The organism is Comamonas sp. SCN 65-56 (assembly GCF_001724135.1).
Taxonomy (GTDB): Bacteria; Pseudomonadota; Gammaproteobacteria; order Burkholderiales; family Burkholderiaceae_C; genus Comamonas_C.
In genome coordinates this window covers 295318-315027 of sequence record NZ_MEDS01000025.1, presented here as the reverse complement: position 1 = coordinate 315027, position 19710 = coordinate 295318, and the positions used below count along the sequence as shown (strand labels likewise).

General features: G+C 63.5%; 21 protein-coding genes and 2 pseudogenes. 6 read left to right on the top strand and 17 right to left on the bottom strand.

What is annotated here, in order from left to right; translation table 11 throughout:
- Window positions 1-53: 53 nt before the first annotated feature.
- The 5 genes from ABS45_RS14410 to ABS45_RS14390 form a co-directional block, all read right to left on the bottom strand.
- Window positions 54-1925 carry a long-chain fatty acid--CoA ligase gene (locus tag ABS45_RS14410; protein WP_291556509.1) on the bottom strand — a complete coding sequence of 624 codons (1872 nt, stop codon included), beginning with the start codon at window positions 1923-1925 and terminating at the stop codon, window positions 54-56.
- 4 nt (window positions 1926-1929) lie between these two features.
- Window positions 1930-2718, bottom strand: a complete 789-nt coding sequence (locus ABS45_RS14405; protein ID WP_291556508.1) for an ABC transporter ATP-binding protein — start codon at window positions 2716-2718, stop codon at window positions 1930-1932.
- Complete coding sequence (locus ABS45_RS14400; protein ID WP_291556506.1) at window positions 2715-3551, bottom strand: ABC transporter ATP-binding protein; 837 nt, start codon at window positions 3549-3551, stop codon at window positions 2715-2717. The genes ABS45_RS14405 and ABS45_RS14400 overlap by 4 nt, the downstream gene beginning before the upstream one ends.
- A gap of 141 nt (window positions 3552-3692) precedes the next feature.
- Window positions 3693-4769, bottom strand: a complete 1077-nt coding sequence (locus tag ABS45_RS14395; RefSeq protein ID WP_291556504.1) for a branched-chain amino acid ABC transporter permease — start codon at window positions 4767-4769, stop codon at window positions 3693-3695.
- A 6-nt stretch (window positions 4770-4775) separates the two neighbouring features.
- Window positions 4776-5651, bottom strand: a complete 876-nt coding sequence (locus tag ABS45_RS14390) for a branched-chain amino acid ABC transporter permease (RefSeq protein ID WP_291556502.1) — start codon at window positions 5649-5651, stop codon at window positions 4776-4778.
- A 98-nt stretch (window positions 5652-5749) separates the two neighbouring features.
- On the opposite strand from ABS45_RS14390, the gene ABS45_RS14385 reads away from it, so the two are divergent.
- Together ABS45_RS14385 and ABS45_RS14380 are read left to right on the top strand one after the other, a co-directional pair.
- Window positions 5750-6220, top strand: a complete 471-nt coding sequence (locus ABS45_RS14385; RefSeq protein WP_291556500.1) for a thioesterase family protein — start codon at window positions 5750-5752, stop codon at window positions 6218-6220.
- 260 nt (window positions 6221-6480) lie between these two features.
- Window positions 6481-8190: a tannase/feruloyl esterase family alpha/beta hydrolase gene (locus ABS45_RS14380; RefSeq protein WP_291556498.1), complete on the top strand. Its 1710-nt coding sequence runs from the start codon at window positions 6481-6483 to the stop codon at window positions 8188-8190.
- A 156-nt stretch (window positions 8191-8346) separates the two neighbouring features.
- Here ABS45_RS14380 and ABS45_RS14375 read toward each other — a convergent pair whose 3' ends face one another.
- Entirely contained in the window at window positions 8347-8760 is a 414-nt protein-coding gene (locus tag ABS45_RS14375; protein ID WP_291556496.1) for an acyl-CoA thioesterase, read from the bottom strand.
- A gap of 43 nt (window positions 8761-8803) precedes the next feature.
- On the opposite strand from ABS45_RS14375, the gene ABS45_RS14370 reads away from it, so the two are divergent.
- Window positions 8804-10624 carry an ABC transporter ATP-binding protein/permease gene (locus tag ABS45_RS14370; RefSeq protein ID WP_291557263.1) on the top strand — a complete coding sequence of 607 codons (1821 nt, stop codon included), beginning with the start codon at window positions 8804-8806 and terminating at the stop codon, window positions 10622-10624.
- A gap of 235 nt (window positions 10625-10859) precedes the next feature.
- Here the strand turns inward: ABS45_RS14370 and ABS45_RS14365 are convergent, their stop codons facing one another.
- Entirely contained in the window at window positions 10860-11162 is a 303-nt protein-coding gene (locus tag ABS45_RS14365; RefSeq protein WP_291556494.1) for an addiction module antidote protein, read from the bottom strand.
- 279 nt (window positions 11163-11441) lie between these two features.
- A complete protein-coding gene (locus ABS45_RS14360; RefSeq protein ID WP_291556492.1) occupies window positions 11442-11975 on the bottom strand; it encodes a hypothetical protein in 534 nt (177 codons plus the stop codon).
- Window positions 11976-12196: 221 nt separating this feature from the next.
- Here ABS45_RS14360 and ABS45_RS14355 point away from each other — a divergent pair, with 221 nt between their 5' ends.
- Window positions 12197-12625 carry a pilin gene (locus ABS45_RS14355; protein ID WP_366246637.1) on the top strand — a complete coding sequence of 143 codons (429 nt, stop codon included), beginning with the start codon at window positions 12197-12199 and terminating at the stop codon, window positions 12623-12625.
- A gap of 55 nt (window positions 12626-12680) precedes the next feature.
- On the opposite strand, the gene ABS45_RS14350 is transcribed toward ABS45_RS14355, so the two are convergent.
- The 5 genes from ABS45_RS14350 to ABS45_RS14330 all read right to left on the bottom strand — a co-directional run bounded on the left by ABS45_RS14350 (window position 12681) and on the right by ABS45_RS14330 (window position 15404).
- Window positions 12681-14594, bottom strand: coding sequence for a tetratricopeptide repeat protein (locus ABS45_RS14350; RefSeq protein ID WP_291556490.1), 1914 nt, complete (start codon window positions 14592-14594; stop codon window positions 12681-12683).
- A 304-nt stretch (window positions 14595-14898) separates the two neighbouring features.
- A complete protein-coding gene (locus tag ABS45_RS14345; RefSeq protein WP_366246636.1) occupies window positions 14899-15045 on the bottom strand; it encodes a hypothetical protein in 147 nt (48 codons plus the stop codon).
- Window positions 15046-15049: 4 nt separating this feature from the next.
- Window positions 15050-15112 carry a hypothetical protein gene (locus ABS45_RS14340; protein ID WP_291557260.1) on the bottom strand — a complete coding sequence of 21 codons (63 nt, stop codon included), beginning with the start codon at window positions 15110-15112 and terminating at the stop codon, window positions 15050-15052.
- Complete coding sequence (locus tag ABS45_RS14335; protein WP_291557303.1) at window positions 15109-15240, bottom strand: type II toxin-antitoxin system RelE/ParE family toxin; 132 nt, start codon at window positions 15238-15240, stop codon at window positions 15109-15111. Before ABS45_RS14335 ends, ABS45_RS14340 begins: the two co-directional genes overlap by 4 nt.
- On the bottom strand, window positions 15240-15404 hold the full coding sequence (locus ABS45_RS14330; RefSeq protein ID WP_291556488.1) for a hypothetical protein: 165 nt from the start codon (window positions 15402-15404) through the stop codon (window positions 15240-15242). The genes ABS45_RS14335 and ABS45_RS14330 overlap by 1 nt, the downstream gene beginning before the upstream one ends.
- 190 nt (window positions 15405-15594) lie before the next feature.
- Here ABS45_RS14330 and ABS45_RS14325 point away from each other — a divergent pair, with 190 nt between their 5' ends.
- Both ABS45_RS14325 and ABS45_RS14320 read left to right on the top strand, forming a co-directional pair.
- Window positions 15595-15924, top strand: a complete 330-nt coding sequence (locus ABS45_RS14325; protein WP_291556486.1) for a type II toxin-antitoxin system PrlF family antitoxin — start codon at window positions 15595-15597, stop codon at window positions 15922-15924.
- Entirely contained in the window at window positions 15921-16415 is a 495-nt protein-coding gene (locus ABS45_RS14320) for a type II toxin-antitoxin system YhaV family toxin (protein ID WP_291556484.1), read from the top strand. The genes ABS45_RS14325 and ABS45_RS14320 overlap by 4 nt, the downstream gene beginning before the upstream one ends.
- Window positions 16416-16488: 73 nt before the next feature.
- Here the strand turns inward: ABS45_RS14320 and ABS45_RS14315 are convergent.
- The 4 genes and pseudogenes from ABS45_RS14315 to mnmH all read right to left on the bottom strand — a co-directional run.
- Window positions 16489-16614: pseudogene (locus tag ABS45_RS14315) on the bottom strand (AbrB/MazE/SpoVT family DNA-binding domain-containing protein); the annotation flags it as partial.
- A pseudogene (miaB, locus tag ABS45_RS14310) lies at window positions 16611-17938 on the bottom strand (tRNA (N6-isopentenyl adenosine(37)-C2)-methylthiotransferase MiaB). The pseudogenes ABS45_RS14315 and miaB, both read right to left, overlap by 4 nt.
- 67 nt (window positions 17939-18005) lie before the next feature.
- Window positions 18006-18440, bottom strand: a complete 435-nt coding sequence (locus tag ABS45_RS14305) for a hypothetical protein (protein WP_291556482.1) — start codon at window positions 18438-18440, stop codon at window positions 18006-18008.
- A 22-nt stretch (window positions 18441-18462) separates the two neighbouring features.
- Window positions 18463-19524 (bottom strand): tRNA 2-selenouridine(34) synthase MnmH, encoded by a 1062-nt coding sequence (mnmH, locus tag ABS45_RS14300; RefSeq protein ID WP_291556480.1) that lies wholly within the window; start codon window positions 19522-19524, stop codon window positions 18463-18465.
- Window positions 19525-19710 lie beyond the last annotated feature (186 nt).

The following is a 19710-nucleotide window of genomic DNA, read 5'->3' as shown; positions in this document are numbered from 1 at the left end:
GGTCCTCCTTGTGTGGGTGAAACGATTGTGGACAGTGGGGCGGCTGCAGCGGCTCAGGGTTTACCCGTGCCGCCCGCATACATGGCGTCGATTTGCGCCGCGTATTTCTTCTCGACCAGCTTGCGCTTGAGTTTCATCGTCGGTGTGAGTTCTTCATCCTCCGCCGTGAGCTGGGTGTCGAGCAGGAAGAATTTCTTGATCTGCTCCACGCGCGCGAACTTGCCGTTGACCTCGTCGATCACGCCCTGGATCAGCGCCTGGACCTCGGCCGCGCGCGTGAGGCTGGCGTAGTTGGAGAACGGCACGTCGTGGTCCTGCGCGTATTTTTCAACGTTTTCCTGGTCGATCATGATGATCACCGTGAGGTAGGCGCGCCGGTCGCCGATCACCACCGCATCGGTGACGTAGGGGCTGAATTTGAGTTCGTTCTCGATCTCGCTCGGGGTGATGTTCTTGCCGCCCGCGGTGATGATGATGTCCTTCATGCGGTCGGTGATGCGGTAAAAGCCCTCGGCGTCCACGCTGCCGACGTCGCCGGTGCGCAGCCAGCCGTCTTCGGTGAAGGACTCGGCCGTTTTCTCCGGCTGGTTCAGATAGCCGGCAAACACGTTGGGCCCCTTGACCTGGATTTGGCCCGTTGCGGGGGCTATGCGCACCTGGTTGTAGTGCGCCGCCGGGCCGATGGAGCCGGGCTTGATGTGCGTTGGCAGCACCGCGGTGGAGACGCCGCAGGTTTCCGTCATGCCCCAGACTTCGAGCATGGGCACGCCGAGCGAGAGATACCACTTGATCAGGTCGGGCGAAATCGGCGCCGCGCCGGTCACCAGATAGCGCGCGCGGTGGATGCCTATCATCTTGCGCACGTTGTTCAGCACCAGCCAGCGCGCGAGGTGAAAGCGCGCCTTGAGCGTGGCGGGTATGGTCTCGCCCGCCAGCACCTTGTCGGCGATGCGCCGGCCCACGCCTATGGCCCAGGCGTAGGCGGCCTGCTGCAGCCGCGTGCTTTCCTTGAGCGCGATCGTCACGCCGGAATAGAACTTCTCCCACACGCGCGGCACGGCGACGAAGACCGTGGGCGCGATCTCGCGCACGTTCTCGGGCACGGTGTCAGGGTTCTCGACGAAGTTGAGCTTGCAGCCGGAATACAGCGAGAGGTATTCGCCGCCCATGCGTTCGGCGATGTGGCACAGCGGCAGAAAGGCCATGGCCTCGTCCGCCTCGCTGCGCGCGATCACGGTGTTCAGCCCGCGCACGGTGGCCACCAGCGCGCTGTGCGTGTGCATCGCGCCCTTGGGCTTGCCGGTGGTGCCCGAGGTGTAGACCAGGATGGCCAGATCCTCGGGCTTGACCGCGGCCACGCGCTGCGGCAGCGCTTGCGGGTGTTGCGTGTTCCATTGGCGGCCCAGCTCGCGCAATGCGGCCAGGCTCATCACGCCAGCGTCGTCGAGCTGGTGCAGGCCTTCCATGTCGAAGACGATGATCTTCTTGAGGCCAGGCAGTTGCCCGCGCACCGCCAGCGCCTTGTCCAGCTGCTCGTCGTCTTCGACGAAGAGGAAGCTGCTGTGCGAATCCTCGGTCAGGTAGTGCACCTGCGCCGCCGCATCGGTGGGATAGATGCCGCTGGCCACGCCGGCGCAGGAGAGCACGGCAAGGTCCGCCAGCACCCATTCCAGGATGGTGTTGGAGAGGATGGAGGCGGTGTGGCCTGGCTCAAAGCCCAGTGCCATCAGGCCGCCTGCGATCTCGCGCACCGCATCGCCCACCTGCGTCCAGCTCCAGGCGCGCCACAGGCCGAGCTTTTTCTCGCGCAGCCACACCTGCGAGCCTCTGCGCGCGACGCCGTTCCAGAAAATCGCGGCGATGGTGTCGCCCTGCATGGCGAGGCCTTCGCGTGCGGCGCAATCGGGGTTCCAGAGCACGCTCATGCCGCTATCTCCAATTCTTCTTCTTTTTCCAGCGCCGCTCGCCGCGCACGCCGTCGCCCTTCATGCCGAGATAGAACTCCTTGATGTCCTCCTTCTCGCGCAGCACCTCGCAGGCACCCTCCATCACGATGCGGCCGTTTTCCAGCACGTAGCCGAAGTCCGAGGCGTTGAGCGCCATGTTGGCGTTTTGTTCCACCAGCAGCATGGTGGTGCCGCGCTCGCGGTTGATGCGCACCACGATCTCGAAGATCTCCTTGGTCAGGCGCGGCGACAGGCCCAGGCTGGGCTCATCGAGCAGGATGAGCTCGGGCGCGGCCATCAGCGCGCGGCTGATCGCCAGCATCTGCTGCTGCCCGCCCGAGAGCAGGCCGGCATCCTGGGTACTGCGCTCTTTCAGGATGGGGAAGTAGCCGTACACGGTTTCCAGATCGCGCGCCACCGCGTCGCGGTCGCGGCGCGTGTAGGCGCCCATCATCAGGTTGTCGCGCACCGAGAGCAGCGCAAACACCTCGCGCCCCTCGGGCACATGCATCAGGCCGCGCTGAACGATGGTGGTGGGATCGTTGGCGGTGATGTCCGCGCCCTTGAACTGCACGCTGCCCTTGAGCGGGTCGATGATGCCGCTGATGGTCTTGAGAATCGTGGTTTTGCCCGCGCCGTTGCTGCCCAGCACGGTGGCGATTTCGCCCGCGTGCACAGCCAGGCTCACGCCGCGTATCGCCTTGATCGGGCCGTAGGCGCTCTCCACGTTCTGCAGTTGCAGCAGTGGCGCGGGGGTGGCGGGGGCGTTCACGCGCGGCCTCCCATCGTGTGCCCGGGCGGGCGGCGCAGATTGCTCACGTCGTCAATCGTGCCCAGGTAGGCCTCGGCCACGCCCGGGTCGGCCTGCACTGCGGCGGGCGAGCCCAGCGCCAGCACCTCACCCTGGTTCATCGCCAGCACCCGATCGGAGACGCGCGAGACCAGCGACATGTCGTGCTCCACCATCAGCACGGTGATGCCGAGGTCATCGCGAATGTCCTGAATCCAGAATGCCATGTCGTCGGTTTCCTCGACGTTCAGGCCCGAAGATGGCTCATCGAGCAGCAGCAGGCGTGGTTCCGTGCACAGTGCCCGGCCCAGCTCCACCACCTTGCGCACGCCGTAGGGCAGACCACCGACCAGCGTATCGCGGTAATGCTGCAGATCGAGAAAGTCGATGATTTCTTCGACCTTCTCACGCGCCTTGAGCTCGGCGGCGCGCGTGCGCGGCGTGAACAGCAGGTCGCGCCACAGACCGGTCTCGCGCCGCGTGTGGCGGCCGATCAAGAGGTTGGAGAGCACGCTGGCGTGCTCGAACAGTTCAATGTTCTGGAAGGTGCGCGCAATGCCCAGCTGCGCCACGGCGTGCGGCGCCTGGCTGGTCAGCAGCAGCTCGCCCTGCGGGCCGGCGTAGGTAATCGCGCCGGTGGTGGGCTGGTAGATGCGGCTGATCAGATTGAACACCGTGGTCTTGCCCGCGCCGTTGGGGCCGATCAGCGTGAACACCTCGCCCCGGGCGACATCGAAGCTCACGTCGTTGACCGCCAGCAGGCCGCCAAAGCGCACGCTCAGATGCTCGGCCTTCAGCAGCGTTTCATTGGGCATCGGAGCTCCCCGAGGTTGTTCCCTCCCCCTTTGAGGGAGGGCAGGGGTGGGGGCTGACTGCGCGGGCGGTGCGCACGCAGGCCCCCATCCCCACCTTCCCCCAAAGGGGGAAGGAGCCTGCCGAGGATGAGAATGAACGCTTCATCTCAGTCGCTCCGATTTCTGAAACGACTTCTGCCGCTTGAACATGCCCGCGCGGTAGAACGGAAACAGCTGCAGCCAGGCGCGCACCTTGAGCCAGCGGCCATAAATGCCCAGGGGCTCGAACATCACGAAGGCGATCAGCACGGCGCCATAAACGAAGGTCTGCAAACCCGGCGACTGGCCGATGGAATCGGGCAGGTAGTCCTTGGCCAGGCCGATGAGCTGCGGCATGAAAATCAGGAACGATGCGCCCAGGAAGGCGCCATGCACCGAGCCGAGGCCGCCGATGACGATCATCAAAAGCAGGTCGATCGACTGCACGATATCGAATTGCTCCGGCGTGATGAACTGCAGCTTGTGGCCGTACAGCGCGCCGGCGATGCCGGCCAGCGCCGCCGAGAGCGCAAACGACAGCGTCTTGTACCAGGCCAGGTGCACGCCCATGCTTTGCGCCGAGATTTCTGAATCGCGGATCGCGACGAAGGCCCGCCCTGTGGGCGCGCGCAACAGGTTCAGGATCGCCAGGGTGCAGGCGACAGCGATCACCAGGCAAAGAAAATAGAACGACTGGGAGGTATCAAAGGCCAACCCGGCGACCACGGGCGCCTGCAGGAACATGCCCTTGTTGCCGCCGGTCACCGAGGTCCAGCGCGCGAAGACTTCCTCGACGATGAAGCCGAAGGCCAGCGTTGCAATCGCGAGGTAAATGCCCTTGACGCGCAGCGCCGGCAGGCCTACGACGATGCCCGCCGCCGCCGACAGCAGCGCCGCGCAGGCCAGCGCCGCGAAAAACGGCCAGCCCATGCCGGTGAGCAGCGCCTGGGTGTACGCGCCGACACCGAGAAACGCCGCATGCCCGAGCGAGAATTGCCCGGTGAAACCCGCCAGCAGCATCAGGCCGAGCCCGGCAATGCCGTAGATCAGCACGAAGGTGAGCTGCGCCAGCCAGTATTCCGGCAGCAGCAGCGGGGCCAGCGCCAGAAACGCGCACAGCAGCCCGTACCAGAACCAGTGCCCGCCGTGCCTGGCCAGGCGGATGTCCTGCGCGTACTCGGTCTTGAAGATGAAACGCATCGCCGCCTACACCTTCTTCACCAGGCGTTCACCGAACAGCCCGTTGGGCCGCACCATCAACATGATGAGCACCACGATGTAGGCCGCCACGTCCTTGAAGCCCTCGGGCAGGTAAAAGCCCGAAAGCGATTCGATCACGCCGATCACCAAGCCGCCGACGATCGCGCCCGGCAGGCTGCCAAAGCCCCCGACCACGGCGGCGGGGAAGGCCTTGAGCCCGATGAAGCCCATGTTGGCGTAGACGAAGGTGATGGGCGCGAGCAGCAGCCCGGCGATGGCTGCCACCATGCCGGCCAGCGCCCAGACCATGCCGTTGATGCGCTGCACCGGAATGCCCATGTAGTAGGCCGCGAGCTGGTTCTGCGAGGCTGCCTGCATCGCCACGCCCAGACGGGTGTAGCGAAACATCGCGAACAGCAGCGCGCACAGCACGATGGTCGCCGCGATCACCACGAGCTGCTCGGCGCCGACGATCAGGCCGCCCCAGTGCAAGGTGGCATCCTTGTAGGGCACGGCTAGCGTGCGGGTTTCCGTGCCTATGCCCGGAATCATGGTCACCAGCCCGCGCAGCAGATAGCCGATGCCTATGGTGAGCATGACGATGGAAAACGCCGGCTGTCCCAGCACCGGGCGGATCACCAGGCGCTCCAGCAGCAGCCCCAGCAACGCCATTGCCGCCATGCTGGCGATGACGGCAAGCCAGAATGGAAAGCCCAGCCAGGCCATGACGGCCACGCCGATGAAGGCGCCCACCATCATCAGCTCGCCCTGCGCGAAGCTGACGATCTCCGTGGCCTTGTAGATCAGCACGAAGCCCAGTGCGATCAGGCCGTAGATGCAGCCTTGCGCGACGCCACTGATCAGAAGTTGGATGAACTGCACCGGGAGAGCGGATGATTTTTGCCAAGCACCTGCTTGGAATAAATGCGGATAATGCCAGCAGCAGTGCCATTCCGGATTGCGTACAAACCCTGATAACGATGCATTCAGTACCCACTTGCGAGCCGTTGCCTCAGGCCCTCGTCGCGCAGCTGCACGAGCTGTTCGAGGAAAAAATCGTCTTCAACCGGGTGATGGGCCTCAAGGTCACGGCGCTCGCGCCCGAAGGCGTCTCGGGGCGCATCGTCATGCGCCCGGAGCTGATCGGCCACTACGCCCATCAGCGCATGCACGGCGGCGTGACCAGCGCCGCTCTGGATGCCATGGCGGGCCTGGCCATCGTGGTGGCCATGGCTGCCAGGCAGCCGGCGGCCACGCTGGAAAAGCTGTTTGCCAAGCTCGGCACCATCGATTTGCGCATCGATTACCTGCGCCCCGCGATCGGGCCGCACTTCGATCTGCATGCGCAGGTGTTGCGCCTGGGCTCGCGCGTGGCGAACACGCGCATGGAATGCCGCGGCGCGGACGGGGAGCTGCTGGCCACGGGCTCCGGCGCCTACATCGTCGCCTGACGGCGCGCTCGGAGCGCGTTCAGGCTCTCAGGCCTGCGGCGCCAGCATGCACGGCCGGCCTTCGTCGTCGATCGCGACGTAGGTCAGGCGCGCCTTGGTCACCTTCACGTACTGGCCCTGGGCGACTCGGATGCCCCAGAATTAAGTTACATCACATAACTTTAATTCAATGAAAATTAGGGAAAACACGCTGGCAATTGATTTCGTTTAATAACTAATATCTGGGCACCTGATGTTCAATTGATGGAAAAGGAGCCACCATGCGTTCGTTGAAATTCGTCTCGATATCAACTGTCGTGACCTGTGCCCTGCTGTCCGCCTGCGGCGGTGGCAATGACGCCGAGCCCGCGCTGCCGCAACTCAGTGCCGCCACCCCGGGCAAGCTTCAAGAAACCTGCGCCGGCCTTGCAGCGCAGTTTCACTTTCCCAACACGGAGATCGGCTCAGCGGAGGATGTAGCCGCTGGCGTGCTCAAGGTTGCGGGCCGCGACGTTCCCGGACATTGCCTGGTCAAGGGCAGCATGTACCAGCGTGCTGGCGTCAATGGCAATTACGCGATCGCGTTCGAGATGCGATTGCCCACGGCGTGGAACGGCCGCTTTTTTTACCAGGCCAACGGCGGCACCGATGGCAGCGTCCAGACAGCCACCGGTGGCGTGAATGGCGGAGGTGCGTTGACCAACGCGCTGAGTATGGGATTTGCGGTCATCAGCTCGGATGCCGGTCACAACGCGGCGCAAAACGCCTCCGGACCTGCGAATTTCGGGGTCGATCCGCAGGCGCGTCTTGATTACGGCTACCAAACCGTAGCCAAGCTCACGCCCATGGCCAAGGGCTTGATCAAGGACGCGTACCACCGGGGTCCCGACCGTTCCTACATCGGCGGCTGTTCCAATGGTGGGCGCCACACCATGGTGGCCGCAGCGCGCTACGCCAACGACTACGACGGATTCCTGGTGGGCGACCCTGGGTTCAACCTGCCGCTTGCAGCGACGGCCAACATTGCCGGTTACCAGCAGTATCTGGCGCTCGCCGCCCAGCCTGGCGACGCTGCCTCGGGCTTCACGCAGGCCGAACGCAGCACCGTCGCGAGCGCCATCCTCGGCAAGTGCGATGCGCTGGATGGCGTAGCCGATGGCATGGTGCAGAACTCCGGCGCCTGCAAGACCGCTTTTGACCTGGACCGTGACGTGCCCACCTGCACCGCATCGCGTGACGGCAGTTGCCTGACGGCCGGGCAAAAGGCGGGTATCCGCCAGCTGTTCACCGGCGTGAAGACACCCGACGGGCAGAGAATCTATGCGAGCTGGCCGTATGACAACGGGATCCAGACGGGCGGATGGTCATTTTGGAAATTCACGGTGCCCATGATCCTGGATTCCGTCGCCGTGGGGCAGGTCTGGATGTCTCCGCCCATGGATGCCGCCAGCTTCAGCGGCCCGATCTTTGCGGCCACGGCCGACATCGCCGAAGTGTTTCGGCGCATCCATGCGACCAGCGGCAGCTATCCCGAATCGGCTCTGTCGTTCATGACGCCGCCCAACCCGACCGACCTGTCGTTACTCAAGCAGCGAGGGGCCAAGATGATGGTCTACCATGGGACAGCAGATCCTATTTTTTCCAGCGACGACACCACCCGCTGGTACGAAAGTTTGATGCAAGCCAACGATGGCAGCGCGAGCAACTTCGCCCGCTACTACCCGATTGCCGGCATGAACCACTGCTCGGGCGGCCCCGCGACGGACCAGTTCGACATGCTCACGCCACTGGTGGCATGGGTGGAGCAGGGTGAGGCGCCCACCGCCATCGTCGCCAGCGCGCGCGGTCCCGGCAATGCTGCAGGTGTCAATGCCGATGTGCCTGCGGCTTGGTCTGCGAACCGCACGCGCCCCTTGTGCGCTTATCCGCAGGTGGCGACCTACAAGGGCAGCGGCAGCATTGAAGACGCCAACAACTTCAGCTGCAAATAGCCGGTTCGCCGATGCGTGGCGCGTATCGCGAGTGTCAGGCACCGCGTAACGCGCCGTGACGCCGGTTTGCAACGACAGCCGGCAATCTTTCAGAACGCGTCGCAGGCTTGTCAGGCAATGAGTCTTGGCTGGCTTGCGTCGTCGATGGCTACATGCTCAGGCCGACGGCGGCAGCACGCGCGGCCTGCCTTCGTCGTCGATCGCCACATAGGTCAGGCGCGCCTCGGTCACCTTCACGTACTGGCCCTGGGCGCGAATACGCTCGGCAAACACTTCCACCTGCACCGTGATCGAGGTGCGGCCCGTGCGCAGCACGCTTGAATAAAACGAGAGCAGGTCGCCCACGCGCACCGGCTGCTTGAAGATGAATTCGTTCACCGCCACGGTGGCGATGCGCCCTTGCGCCACGCGCGCGCACAGCACCGAGCCGGCCAGGTCCACCTGCGACATCACCCAGCCGCCGAAGATGTCGCCATTGCCATTGGTGTCGCTGGGCAGGGGGATTACCTTGAGCACCAGCTCCTTGTCGGTGGGCAATTGGGTGTGCAGGTCGGCGTCGGTCGGCGGCATGGGCAAGAATCCCCTTCTTTTCGTGATTCGAGGATTGTGCGTCATGCGCCACGGCGGCGGCTCCGGCTACATCGACCTTCCAGACACCCCGCGCCAGGCGTCGGACTGGGCCACGCTCAGGCGGCTGTTGCCCTACCTATGGCAGTACAAGTGGCGGGTGCTCGCGGCCATCGCCTTCATGCTGGGCGCCAAGCTCGCCAATGTGGGCGTGCCGCTGCTGCTCAAGGACCTGATCGACGCGATGGACGTCAAGGACCACGGCGCCGCGCGGCTGCTGGTGGTGCCCGTGGGCCTGCTGCTGGCCTATGGGGGCCTGCGGCTGTGCACCTCGATCTTCAACGAGCTGCGCGAGCTGGTCTTTGCCAAGGCCACCTACGGCGCGGCGCGCTCGATCGCGCTGGCCACCTTCAAGCACCTGCACAGCCTGTCCCTGCGCTTTCACCTGGAGCGCCAGACCGGCGGCATGACGCGCGACATCGAGCGCGGAGTGCGCGGCATCGAATCCATGGTGTCGTTCGCGCTCTTCAACATCATCGCCACGCTGATCGAGGTGCTGCTGGTGCTGGGGGTGCTCGGTGCCAAGTTCGACTGGCGCTTTGTCGCCGTCACGCTCACGGCACTGGTGCTGTACATCGCCTTCACCGTGCTCGTGACCGAGTGGCGCATCGAATTTCGCCGCGAGGCCAATCGCTCCGATTCGGCCGCCAACACCAAGGCCATCGATGCGCTGCTCAATTACGAGACGGTCAAATACTTCAACAACGAGCAGTTTGAGGCCAGCCGCTACGACGAAAGCCTGGAGCGCTTTCGCCGCGCGCAGCTCAAGAGCCGCTCCTCGCTCGGCCTGCTCAACGCCGGGCAGCAGCTGATCATCGCCAGCGCGCTGATCGCCATGCTGTGGCTGGCGACGCAGGGGGTGGTTCAGGGGCGCTTGAGCATCGGCGACCTGGTCATGGTCAATGCCTTCATGATCCAGATCTACATCCCGCTCAATTTCCTGGGCGTGATCTACCGCGAGATCAAGCAGAGCCTGACCGACCTTGCGCGCATGTTCGTGCTGATGGACAAGGAACGCGAGGTGCAGGACGCCCCCGGCGCGCAGCCACTGGCGGGCCTGGACGCGCCCGTGGTGCGCTTCGAAGGCGTGCACTTCGCCTACGCACCCGATCGCCCCATCCTGCAGGGCGTGAGCTTCGAGATTCCGGCCGGCAAGACGGTGGCCGTCGTCGGCCCCTCGGGCGCGGGCAAGAGCACGCTGGCGCGGCTGCTGTTTCGCTTCTACGACATCCAGCAGGGCGCCATCACCATCGCCGGGCAGGACATCCGCCAGGTGACGCAAGACAGCCTGCGCCGCGCCATCGGCATCGTGCCGCAGGACACCGTGCTGTTCAATGACACCATCGCCTACAACATCGCCTACGGCCGCCCCGGCGCCAGCCAGCACGAGGTGCAGCAGGCGGCGCGCGCCGCGCACATCCACGATTTCATCGCCTCCACGCCGCAGGGCTACGACGCGATGGTCGGCGAGCGCGGCCTGAAACTCTCCGGCGGCGAGAAGCAGCGCGTGGCGATCGCGCGCACGCTGCTCAAGAACCCGCCCATCCTGGTCTTTGACGAAGCCACCAGCGCGCTCGATTCAAGCAACGAGCGCGCTATCCAGGCCGAGCTGCGTTCCGTGGCCCAGGGCAAGACGACACTCGTCATCGCGCACCGGCTGTCCACCGTCGTCGACGCGCACGAGATCCTGGTGATGGAGCAGGGTCGCATCGTCGAGCGCGGCACGCATGCCGCTTTGCTGGCTGCGGGCGGGCGTTATGCGGCGATGTGGAATCTGCAGCGTGATATAGATCAAAACAGGCTGTAGCGCTTGACTGCAAATCGCGGAAAGCTATCAATACGATAGTACTATGATTGCAAGCATCTCGCAGGATGCCCCATGACGCCAGAAGCCCAAGCCCGCCAGCAGAGGGATGCCAAATTGCTGGTGGCCAGCTGGCGTCAACACAAAACAATAGCTGTTTGTGATTGCTGGTAAAGCGCTAGAGCCGCTTTTTTCTGTTTTTTGATTGGAACGCGGTGCAGGCCGGCGCCACCGCGTTTCAGGCCTGGCCCACGGCCTGGGGCTGCAGCTTCAGGCCCAGTGCGCGCATCACCTTCAGGATGGTGCCAAAACTCGGGTTGCCCTCGCCCGACAGTGCCTTGTACAGGCTCTCGCGCCCCAGGCCCGTTTCCTTGGCGAGCTGGCTCATGCCCTTGGCGCGGGCGATCGTGCCCAAGGCTTTGGCAATAAAGGCAGCGTCATCGCCAGCTTCCTCCATGCAGGCTTGCAGGTACAGCACCATGTCCTCCTCAGTCTTGAGGTGCTCGGCACTGTCCCATTGACGCAGTTTCAGGGTTCCCATGGTGGCTGCTCCTTACAGTTGCCGCGCCAGTTCCTGGGCGGTCTTGATGTTGGTGTGGATGGTTCGCATGTGGCGATTGCATAAAACAGGATACAAACAATCCAGTGTCCGGCCAGACCATCATGGAGCCATCGAAGGCCTGCACCCTTGCGCCGGTATTACCCCCTCTCCCTCTGGGAGAGGGCAGGGGTGAGGGCTGGCAACCGTACTTGAAGCGTATCGTCAATCAGGCAAAAACCGCTTCAACCTAGGTAAATAAAGCGCAACCAGCTATCGTTCTTAAACTCCTGCCCCCGGCATCAACCCCGCCAACTGCGCCTTGGCAAGCACATGCCCCTGCGCCGCCGCCCGGGCCAGCCACATCAGCGCTTGCGCGTTGCCATCACCCTCGCACAAACCGGCTGCATGCAGCAGCGCCAGCCAGTGCATCGCATCCGCCTCGCCCTGCTGCGCCGCCTGCTCCAGAAAATACCGCGCCGCCACTACACAGCTACTGCAGCCATTGCCGCCATCACCGCCCGGCGCCGCACCCAAGGCATCCAGCGCCGCCAGCGCCAGCAGCGCCCCCATCTGCGCCTGCGCTGCGGCCTCCCCCTGGTCCGCCCGCGCCAGCAGCGGCGCGTCCTGCGGCGCCAGCGGCGCCACCAGCTCTGCCTGCAGTGCCGTCCACGGCACCAGCGCTCGGCCATCGGCCTGGCGCACCACCAGCCCCTGCTCCATGCGCCGCTGCCAGGTGCGCACGCTGCGCCCCGTCAGGGCAGCCACCGTGTTGACGTGAAGATCAAGGCAAAGCGAGGGGGACTGCGTGGGCATGCAGGCATTGTCGCCCCACCCGCCCGACAAAACACACCGTGTCGCACGATTCAGGCGACAACCGGCCATCTGCCCCGCTTTTCACCGCCTCATCACGCGTTCCGGCCGCCAGATTTCCGCCAAAGTAGCCTGGCACGATGCATGCTTAGAACTACACCGTGCGGCGACGCACCATGCGTAGTGTCTCCAAGGCTCAACCTCTACTTAGCAAGGGAATGGATATGAAAACGATGAAGAAAGTGCAGCAGGGCTTTACCCTGATCGAGTTGATGATCGTGGTGGCGATCATCGGCATCTTGGCCGCCGTGGCGCTGCCGGCGTATCAGGATTACACGGTGCGTTCGCGCGTCTCTGAGCTGGCAATTTTGGCGTCTGGAGCGAAAGCCACTGTTGGGGAAAATATTGCAAATAGCGGCACCACCACGGCAGCTGCTAGCTGGTGCAATGGTGTCAACAACGCAGTCCCACCAAGCTCCAAGAACACCTCAGCGTTCGCGTGTGCTAACGGCACTCTTACAGTCACGGGTACCGCTGCTGCAAAGGGCGTTGTACTGACATTCACTCCCACTGCTAGTGATGGCGGCGTTTCGTGGGTGTGCTCTACACCAGCAGCCAACAATAAATATGTTCCTGCAGAGTGCCGCAGCTAAAGCTTGATTCGCCCAGTTTCCAATCGAATGCCTGCTGCTAGCCAGCAGGCATTTTTTATTTTCCTTGCCCTATTTCCCGCCAAATGGATTCCAGGTTCGCTGTGTAATGCATTGCCGATTGCACGGTGCTTGCCCTGAATCGTTGACTGAGGTCCTGGCGAATAGAAGCGAGTTGCTCTTTGCGTTTTGACCACAGAATGGCGGACTGCACGTAATGGTCGGTGGAGTCGCTGCAAAATTCTTCCAAACCATATGCCTGCATTACCGCCTCTCCCACGCGCGCAATGGATTCATGGCTGCGCAGGGTAATGGTTGGCACACCCATGGCCGCTGCGTGCAGGCTGGTGGTGCCGCCGTTGTAGGGAAAGGTATCGAGCATCACGTCAATATCGTGGTGCAGCAGGTAATATTCCCTGAGTGGCAGGCGCTGGATGAAGCGCAATTGATCAGGCTGCACGCCGTGCTTGCCCATGAGCTGCCGGATTTTTTGCTCAAAAGGGGTTGTGGAATTGCCAAACAACAGCCGCGCATCCGGTTGGGCTTGGAGAATGCGTGCCCAGAGTTGCAATGCCGCGTCGGAAATTTTCGATGGGTTGTGCAAACAGCCGTAGGTGAATGGCGCTCCAGGCGACAGGCTGGGGAGCGCGTTGATCGCCGGAATATCGGCTCCTACGGTAAATACGGCCGCGCCCAGCGGGAGCCTGAGCAGTTTTTCGCTGTGGTAGCGCTCCGTCATGCCGGGCGGGTCAAGCTGCGCATCCGTAATGCGCCAATCGATAGCGGTTAGCCCCGTCGTTGCCATATAGCCCAACCAGCTCATTTGCACCGGCGCTGGTTTGCGCGCAAACACGGGTAGCCGGTTGTGCGCGGTGTGGCCCGAGAGATCAATCAGGATGTCAATCTGCTGGTCCAGAATGTATTGGTAGAGGGCGTCATCGCTCCAGCGCGCGCAATCGAGCCAGTGATCCGCATAGCCACGCAAGCGGGCGGTGTGCTCATCACGCGCTTCGCTGGTGAAAAAGCAGTAGATCTCGAAGTGTTCATGGTCGTGATGGGCCAGCACGGGCTCGATGAAAAAGCGCAGCGCATGGTCGCGAAAATCGCCCGAGACGTAGCCAATGCGCAAGCGGCGGTCAGGGTCTCTGTCATTCGCATGCGCGGGCCAATTGGCGCGGTGCGGTTTTTCAAACAATTCGGCATAGCGCTGGTGTGCTTGCCACTTTTCCTCCGCGCTCGTCGTGGCGCTGGATTGCAGCAAGAAGAGATAGTTGCTGAAAATTTGCGGATCGTTCGGCGCCAGTGCCATGGCCTTTTGTGTCCAGGCAAGGCTTTCATCGAGCTGCCCCACGTGGCGGTACGCCATGCCCAAACCCATGGCGGCAGCATGTGAGTCGGGCTGCAGTTGGTGGGCCTGCAGGTAGTGCGCAATGGCAAGATCACTGCGTTGGCAGATCGTCAGCAGATTGGCGTGATAGAGCTGGTATTCGAAGCGGGCCGGATTGCGCCGCACGGCGTTTTCTGTGATGGCCAGCGCATCTTGCCGTTGCCCCAGGTCAAGTGCGCGCGGCACGTATTCGAGAAAGGCGGGCATGAAGTCGGGCGAGAGGCGCAGCGCTTGTTGCCAGCTTTCCACCGCCTGTTCGGGATGCTGGAGCGCGGTCTGAACCAGCCCGAGCAGATGCCAGCCATCTGTGCTTTGAGGATTGAGGGCCAGCCCACGCCGCAGCGCTTGTTCAGCCGCTGGGAAGCCACCCGATTGCAGGTGGGCGAAGCCGAGGCCAATGTAGAGAGGCGCCTTGTCGTCCGTGAGCTCCAATGCCTGCGAGTACAAATCTGCAGCTTGTTCCCATTTTTCTTCCGCAATCGCCTGATTGGCCTTCTGGCGCAAATCGGCAGGTCGCGGGTCGTTGACCGGCAGAGGGATTCCGTGGGCTTCTTTCTTGATGAGGGAGCGCAGACGTTGGAACATTTCAGTGGATGAAGTTGGACTTTGAATCGAACTCTCTGAAGCAGTATCCCATGCCCTTACCTCGCGAAGGCTTTCGGCTGCCACCAGCCTGCGACATCCGTCACGGAGTCGTCGCAAACGAAGAAATGCAACGCTGCTGGATACAGGGATGAATGTGGTGGGGTATGCGCCGGTGGATGGGTTTTATTAGGTATCAAACAGGCCGCTAACCCATGCCTGACAAGCGCGTGGCACTATCAAATCAGAAGAAAACAGGCAATCTCGAGGAGGTGCCCCGTGTCAGGCCACGGATGAGAAACCGAGGCTACGCATGAGCCACCTGAGCCACCAGCTTGCCGCTGAGTGCCATGCAGACACGGGACACCGTATCGAAATGCGGTTGGGCGCCAGGGCGTAGCGCCTTGTACAGCGCCTCGCGCGTCAGACCACTGGCACGTGCCAGCTCTGCCATTCCACTACCCCGGGTACTGCTGCCGGGTGTGCTTGACATGCAGCACTTCGATCGCCTCATCCGTCACCCGGTAAACCACGATGTAGTTGCGGCGGACCACGATTTCACGGCAGCCGATGGGTTGCGTTCAGCAACGTAGGCCACGATGTCGAGCAGATCCGAGCGCGCCTCGTCCGCCCAGACGATGGATGGCATCAGATGGGGGCTTTGGGGATGCGCCGTTCAATGGCTTCCCACATCTGCGCCATGACCTGATCGTGCGGAACGCGGGGTTTTTTACTGTCGATGGCTTCCTGCACCTCGCGTTGAAGCCATCGGTCATAGCTGTTTGCCTGCTCCTGAGTCTCGAGCTCGGACACAAGTGGGTCAAGGGTGGTTGTGGTATGCACGGGATCCGTTTAGATCAACCCGGGGGTTGTTGCCAGCTTGGCTTGTTTGTCCGATTTCGATTTGTACGGTGCCAACGGGCGATGACAATGCATTTGCATTGGTGTGGCAAGGAAATTGCATTACCATACAAAATATTCACCTCTTTACTTGGAGAACGCCATGTCTGCCACCCTCGAAGTCGAATCCACACTGACTGACCGGTACCAGACCACGGTCCCGGAGACCGTGCGCCGCGCTCTCAGGCTCGGCAAACGCGACAAAATCCACTACACGATTCGCCCTGGCGGCGAGGTCGTGTTGACCCGCGCCGAGGCATCCGAAGCTGACGATCCGCTGCTCGGTCAGTTTCTGGGCTTCCTGGCCCGTGACATTGCCAACCATCCGGAGCGTCTACAGGCCGTTGACGCCCGCTTCGTGCAGCGCCTCCAGTCGCTGACTGGTGGTATCGACGTCGATCTCGATGCCACTTTGTCGGCGGACGATGAATGAGCGATAACAAGCCCGCCCCTTTGCTCATCCACGGATGGGCGGTTTTCGCCCACCCGCTGTTTCTGGCTCAGCTTGCAGCACTGGTCCAGGAGGTCGGGGCTCTCAAGCAGAAAGACCCGGTTGGGTATGTGAAGAAGAACGCCAGCAAGCGACTGGCGGCAATCACCAAGCTGGCTTTCGATATCATCCCGCAAGACCCGATGCGGTCGGATTATCGGCAGGGGAACACGCTTGGTGGCGACTACAAGCATTGGTTTCGAGCCAAATTTTTCCAGCAGTACCGCTTGTTTTTTCGCTACCACGCACCCAGCAAAGTCATCGTGCTGGTTTGGGTCAACGATGAGGACACGAAACGTGCCTGCGAAAGCGATGACGATGCATACCGGGTCTTCCGGAAAATGCTGGCCAGCGGTCATCCGCCCGACGATTGGGATCAGCTGCTGAAGGAGGCTGTTGACGCCGATCGAAAACCGAGCCGCTTTTTGACGTGATGCCGACGCAAATTTGAGCCAGGTGTTTTGGCTTGTGACCTTGAGTCTGGGCGCCGTATGGAATCCACCGAAAGATGTTGCTGGGGCGGGTCACGGGCTCGATGATGAGCCTGGCGCCCTCGCGATGAATCAGCACGCGGTCACCCGGCAGCTCGAATTCGGCAGGAATGCCTACGGCCTGGTAGCGGTGCTTGGTCAGCCTGCGCGATCCAGCGCGTACGCTTTCACCACTGCCTCGCCCCTGAGCGTAAAGCTGCGCGCCTCGGTGATGCGCACCTCGATCGGCCGGGGAAGTTCACCACGCGGTTGCAGTCGGTGCGCCCTTGCAGTTCGGCGGCGTCGCGCTTGCTGGGGCCTTCCACCAGGATGCGCTGCACCGTGCCCACGCGCTCTTCGCTGATTTCGTGCATCTGGCGGTTGAGCAGTGCCTGCACCTCGTGCAGGCGGCGCTCCTTGACGTCGCGCGGGGTGTCGTCGCGCAGGCTGGCTGCGGGCGTGCCGGGGCGCGGGCTGAAGATGAAGGAGAACGAGTTGTCAAAGCGCAGCTCCTCGATCAGCGCCAGCAGTTGCGCGTGGTCGTCTTCGCTCTCGCGCGGAAAGCCGATGATGAAGTCGCTGCCTATGGCCATCTCGGGGCGCACGGCGCGCAGCGCGGCAATGGTCTTTTTGTACTGCGCGATGGTGTAGCCGCGCTTCATGTAGCTCAGGATCTTGTCGCTCGCGTGCTGCACCGGCAGGTGCAGGTGGCTCACCAGTTTGGGGATGCGTGCGTAGGCCTGGATCAGGCGTGGCGTGAAGTCGTTGGGGTGGCTGGTGGTGTAGCGGATGCGCTCTATGCCGGGGATCTCGGCCACGTATTCCAGCAGCAGCGCAAAGTCGCAGATTTCTCCGCTCTCGCCCATGGCGCCGCGGTAGGCATTGACGTTTTGCCCCAGCAGCGTCACTTCTTTCACGCCTTGTTCGGCAAGTTCTGCCACCTCCAGCAGCACGCCTTCCAGCGGGCGGCTGATTTCCTCGCCGCGCGTGTAGGGCACGACGCAGTAGCTGCAATATTTGGAGCAGCCTTCCATGATGGAGACATAGGCGGTGCAGCCTTCGGTGCGCGCGGGCGGCAGATGGTCGAACTTCTCGATCTCGGGAAAGCTCACGTCCACCTGCGGGTGGTTGTCGCGCAGGCGTGCGTCCAGCATCTGCGGCAGGCGGTGCAGGGTCTGCGGGCCGAAGACCAGGTCGACGTAGGGCGCGCGCTTGATGATTTCCTCGCCCTCCTGGCTGGCGACGCAACCGGCCACGCCGATCAGCACGCCCTTGTCCTTGAGGTGCTTGACCCGGCCGAGGTCGCTGAAGACCTTTTCCTGTGCCTTCTCGCGCACCGAGCAGGTGTTGAACAGCACCAGATCGGCTTCGTCGGGGTTGTCGGTGGCTTCGTAGCCCTTGGTGTCGGCCAGCACGTCGAGCATCTTGCCCGAGTCGTACTCGTTCATCTGGCAGCCGAAGGTTTTGATGAAGACTTTCTTGCTCATGGAGGATTCTCTTGACAAAAGCGAACGTGCGGCCGCGCCGGGCCGCTGCGCGGGGGGGGCGGCCGGCTCAGCGCTGCTGGCGCGGCTCGGGGAGTTCGGATTCGAACTTGAAGTTGCGCACCACCATGCCGGGCGCCGCGCGCGGCTTGGCGGCCTCGGTCTCGGTGATCAGCCAGACGGTGTGCAGCATCTGCGTCGAGGCTTCCATCACATAGTGCACGGTGTAGGTGTTGCCGCGCAGGGTGCCTGGCATGACGAGGCGGTTCCTGGCGTCAAAGACGCGCAGGCCCGGCGCGCTGCGCACGGCGTTGCCGTTGAGCAGCAGCTTGTTGCCGGAGACAAAAGTGACCGAACCGCGCAGTGCGTTGGCCGGGAAGTTGCGCGCCGCTGCACCCGTGGTGGCGAGCGGCTGTTGCTGGCCGCTGGCGGGCAGGGCGGCGAGCAGCAGGCCCAGGGCGGCGATGGCGGCGGTGAAGTGGCGGCAGCGGGTCATGGTGTTCATCCAGAGGCTGGGTGGGGCGATTTTAGGCGGCGGCTGCTTGGCTGCGCAGAATCTGGCTGGCGAGTGCGGCGATTCCCGCCTCCGAAAGATCGGGTGCCGGCACCTGCGTGCGGCGGTCCCACTGGCGGAAATTGCGCGCTTGCGAACGCCCGTAGTGCGGGTCGTAGTGCAGCCGCATCAGCTCGTCAAACAGGGGCGCTAGCTGCCCCTCGCGGGCCCAGGCCTGCCAGCGCGCGATGACCTCGTGCCCGTGCATCTCCACCAGCAGGCCGAGCCGCTCGCACAGCAGCGCAGGGTCATCGCCCAGGTAGGCGTAGTCGCGCAGCAGATACCCGTGGCGTTCTTCGGGGGAGGCGACGATCTCGGTGCAGGGCGCGCTGCGCAACTGCTGCACCAGCAGCGGCGGCAGCGACAGGCGCCCGATGCGTGCGCTCTCGCCCTCGACATAGACGGTGCTGGACAAATCCATAGCTGTCAGCGCAGACCAGAGCTGCGTTTCGAAGTGTTTTTGTGTGGGCTGCGCAACGCCAGGCAGGTTGCCCAGCAGCGAGCCCTTGTGGCACGCCAGGCCTTCAAGATCGAGCACCTGGGCGCCCTGCGCCGCCAGCGCGTGCAGGATGCGCGTCTTGGCCGAGCCGGTGGCGCCGACGATGGCGCGGATCTGCAGGCGCGGCACCAGCGCATCGAGCTGTTCGATCACGTGGCGGCGAAACGCCTTGTAGCCACCGGTGAGCTGCTCCGCCTTCCAGCCGACGAGGCGCAGCCATTGCACCATGGCGCCGCTGCGCATGCCGCCGCGCCAGCAATACACCAGCGGGCGCCAGCCGGGGGGGCGCTCGGCAAAGGCGCCGCGCAGGTGCTCGGCCAGGTGCGCCGCGACCATCGCACCGCCGACGCGGCGCGCCTCGAACGCGCCCTGCTGCGCGTGCAGCGTGCCGACGATGGCGCGCTCGGCATCGTCGAGCACCGGGCAGTTGATTGCGCCGGGCAGGTGGTCCTCGGCGAATTCGGCGGGCGAGCGGGCGTCGATCAGCGTGTCGAACTGCGCGATGTCTGCGGGGCGGATGGGGTGGTTCGGGGCCAAGGGGCAAATGCAGCGGGGGGATGGGGCTATTTTCGATCACGCAGCAGGCGACCTGGAATGCTTCTGAAAACGTAGCTTTATACGCTCGTTGAATGGGTTTTGGAGGCTGTTTTCCCTCCCCCTCTGGGGGAGGGTAGGGGTGGGGGCTGCGGAGCCCGAAGAGCAGCGCTGTGCGCATGCAAGCCC

What these genes read in the sequence shown, in the direction of transcription:
- ABS45_RS14370 (WP_291557263.1), top strand. Translation starts at nt 8,804, where the DNA reads ATGCGCCACGGCGGCGGCTCCGGCTACATCGACCTTCCAGACACCCCG.
- ABS45_RS14335 (WP_291557303.1), bottom strand. Translation starts at nt 15,240, where the DNA reads ATGCCATCCATCGTCTGGGCGGACGAGGCGCGCTCGGATCTGCTCGAC.
- ABS45_RS14325 (WP_291556486.1), top strand. Translation starts at nt 15,595, where the DNA reads ATGTCTGCCACCCTCGAAGTCGAATCCACACTGACTGACCGGTACCAG.
- ABS45_RS14350 (WP_291556490.1), bottom strand. Translation starts at nt 14,594, where the DNA reads ATGTTCCAACGTCTGCGCTCCCTCATCAAGAAAGAAGCCCACGGAATC.
- ABS45_RS14365 (WP_291556494.1), bottom strand. Translation starts at nt 11,162, where the DNA reads ATGGGAACCCTGAAACTGCGTCAATGGGACAGTGCCGAGCACCTCAAG.
- ABS45_RS14375 (WP_291556496.1), bottom strand. Translation starts at nt 8,760, where the DNA reads ATGCCGCCGACCGACGCCGACCTGCACACCCAATTGCCCACCGACAAG.
- ABS45_RS14380 (WP_291556498.1), top strand. Translation starts at nt 6,481, where the DNA reads ATGCGTTCGTTGAAATTCGTCTCGATATCAACTGTCGTGACCTGTGCC.
- ABS45_RS14385 (WP_291556500.1), top strand. Translation starts at nt 5,750, where the DNA reads ATGCATTCAGTACCCACTTGCGAGCCGTTGCCTCAGGCCCTCGTCGCG.
- ABS45_RS14345 (WP_366246636.1), bottom strand. Translation starts at nt 15,045, where the DNA reads ATGGCAGAGCTGGCACGTGCCAGTGGTCTGACGCGCGAGGCGCTGTAC.
- ABS45_RS14305 (WP_291556482.1), bottom strand. Translation starts at nt 18,440, where the DNA reads ATGAACACCATGACCCGCTGCCGCCACTTCACCGCCGCCATCGCCGCC.
- ABS45_RS14355 (WP_366246637.1), top strand. Translation starts at nt 12,197, where the DNA reads ATGAAAACGATGAAGAAAGTGCAGCAGGGCTTTACCCTGATCGAGTTG.
- ABS45_RS14360 (WP_291556492.1), bottom strand. Translation starts at nt 11,975, where the DNA reads ATGCCCACGCAGTCCCCCTCGCTTTGCCTTGATCTTCACGTCAACACG.
- ABS45_RS14395 (WP_291556504.1), bottom strand. Translation starts at nt 4,769, where the DNA reads ATGCGTTTCATCTTCAAGACCGAGTACGCGCAGGACATCCGCCTGGCC.
- ABS45_RS14410 (WP_291556509.1), bottom strand. Translation starts at nt 1,925, where the DNA reads ATGAGCGTGCTCTGGAACCCCGATTGCGCCGCACGCGAAGGCCTCGCC.
- ABS45_RS14320 (WP_291556484.1), top strand. Translation starts at nt 15,921, where the DNA reads ATGAGCGATAACAAGCCCGCCCCTTTGCTCATCCACGGATGGGCGGTT.
- ABS45_RS14400 (WP_291556506.1), bottom strand. Translation starts at nt 3,551, where the DNA reads ATGCCCAATGAAACGCTGCTGAAGGCCGAGCATCTGAGCGTGCGCTTT.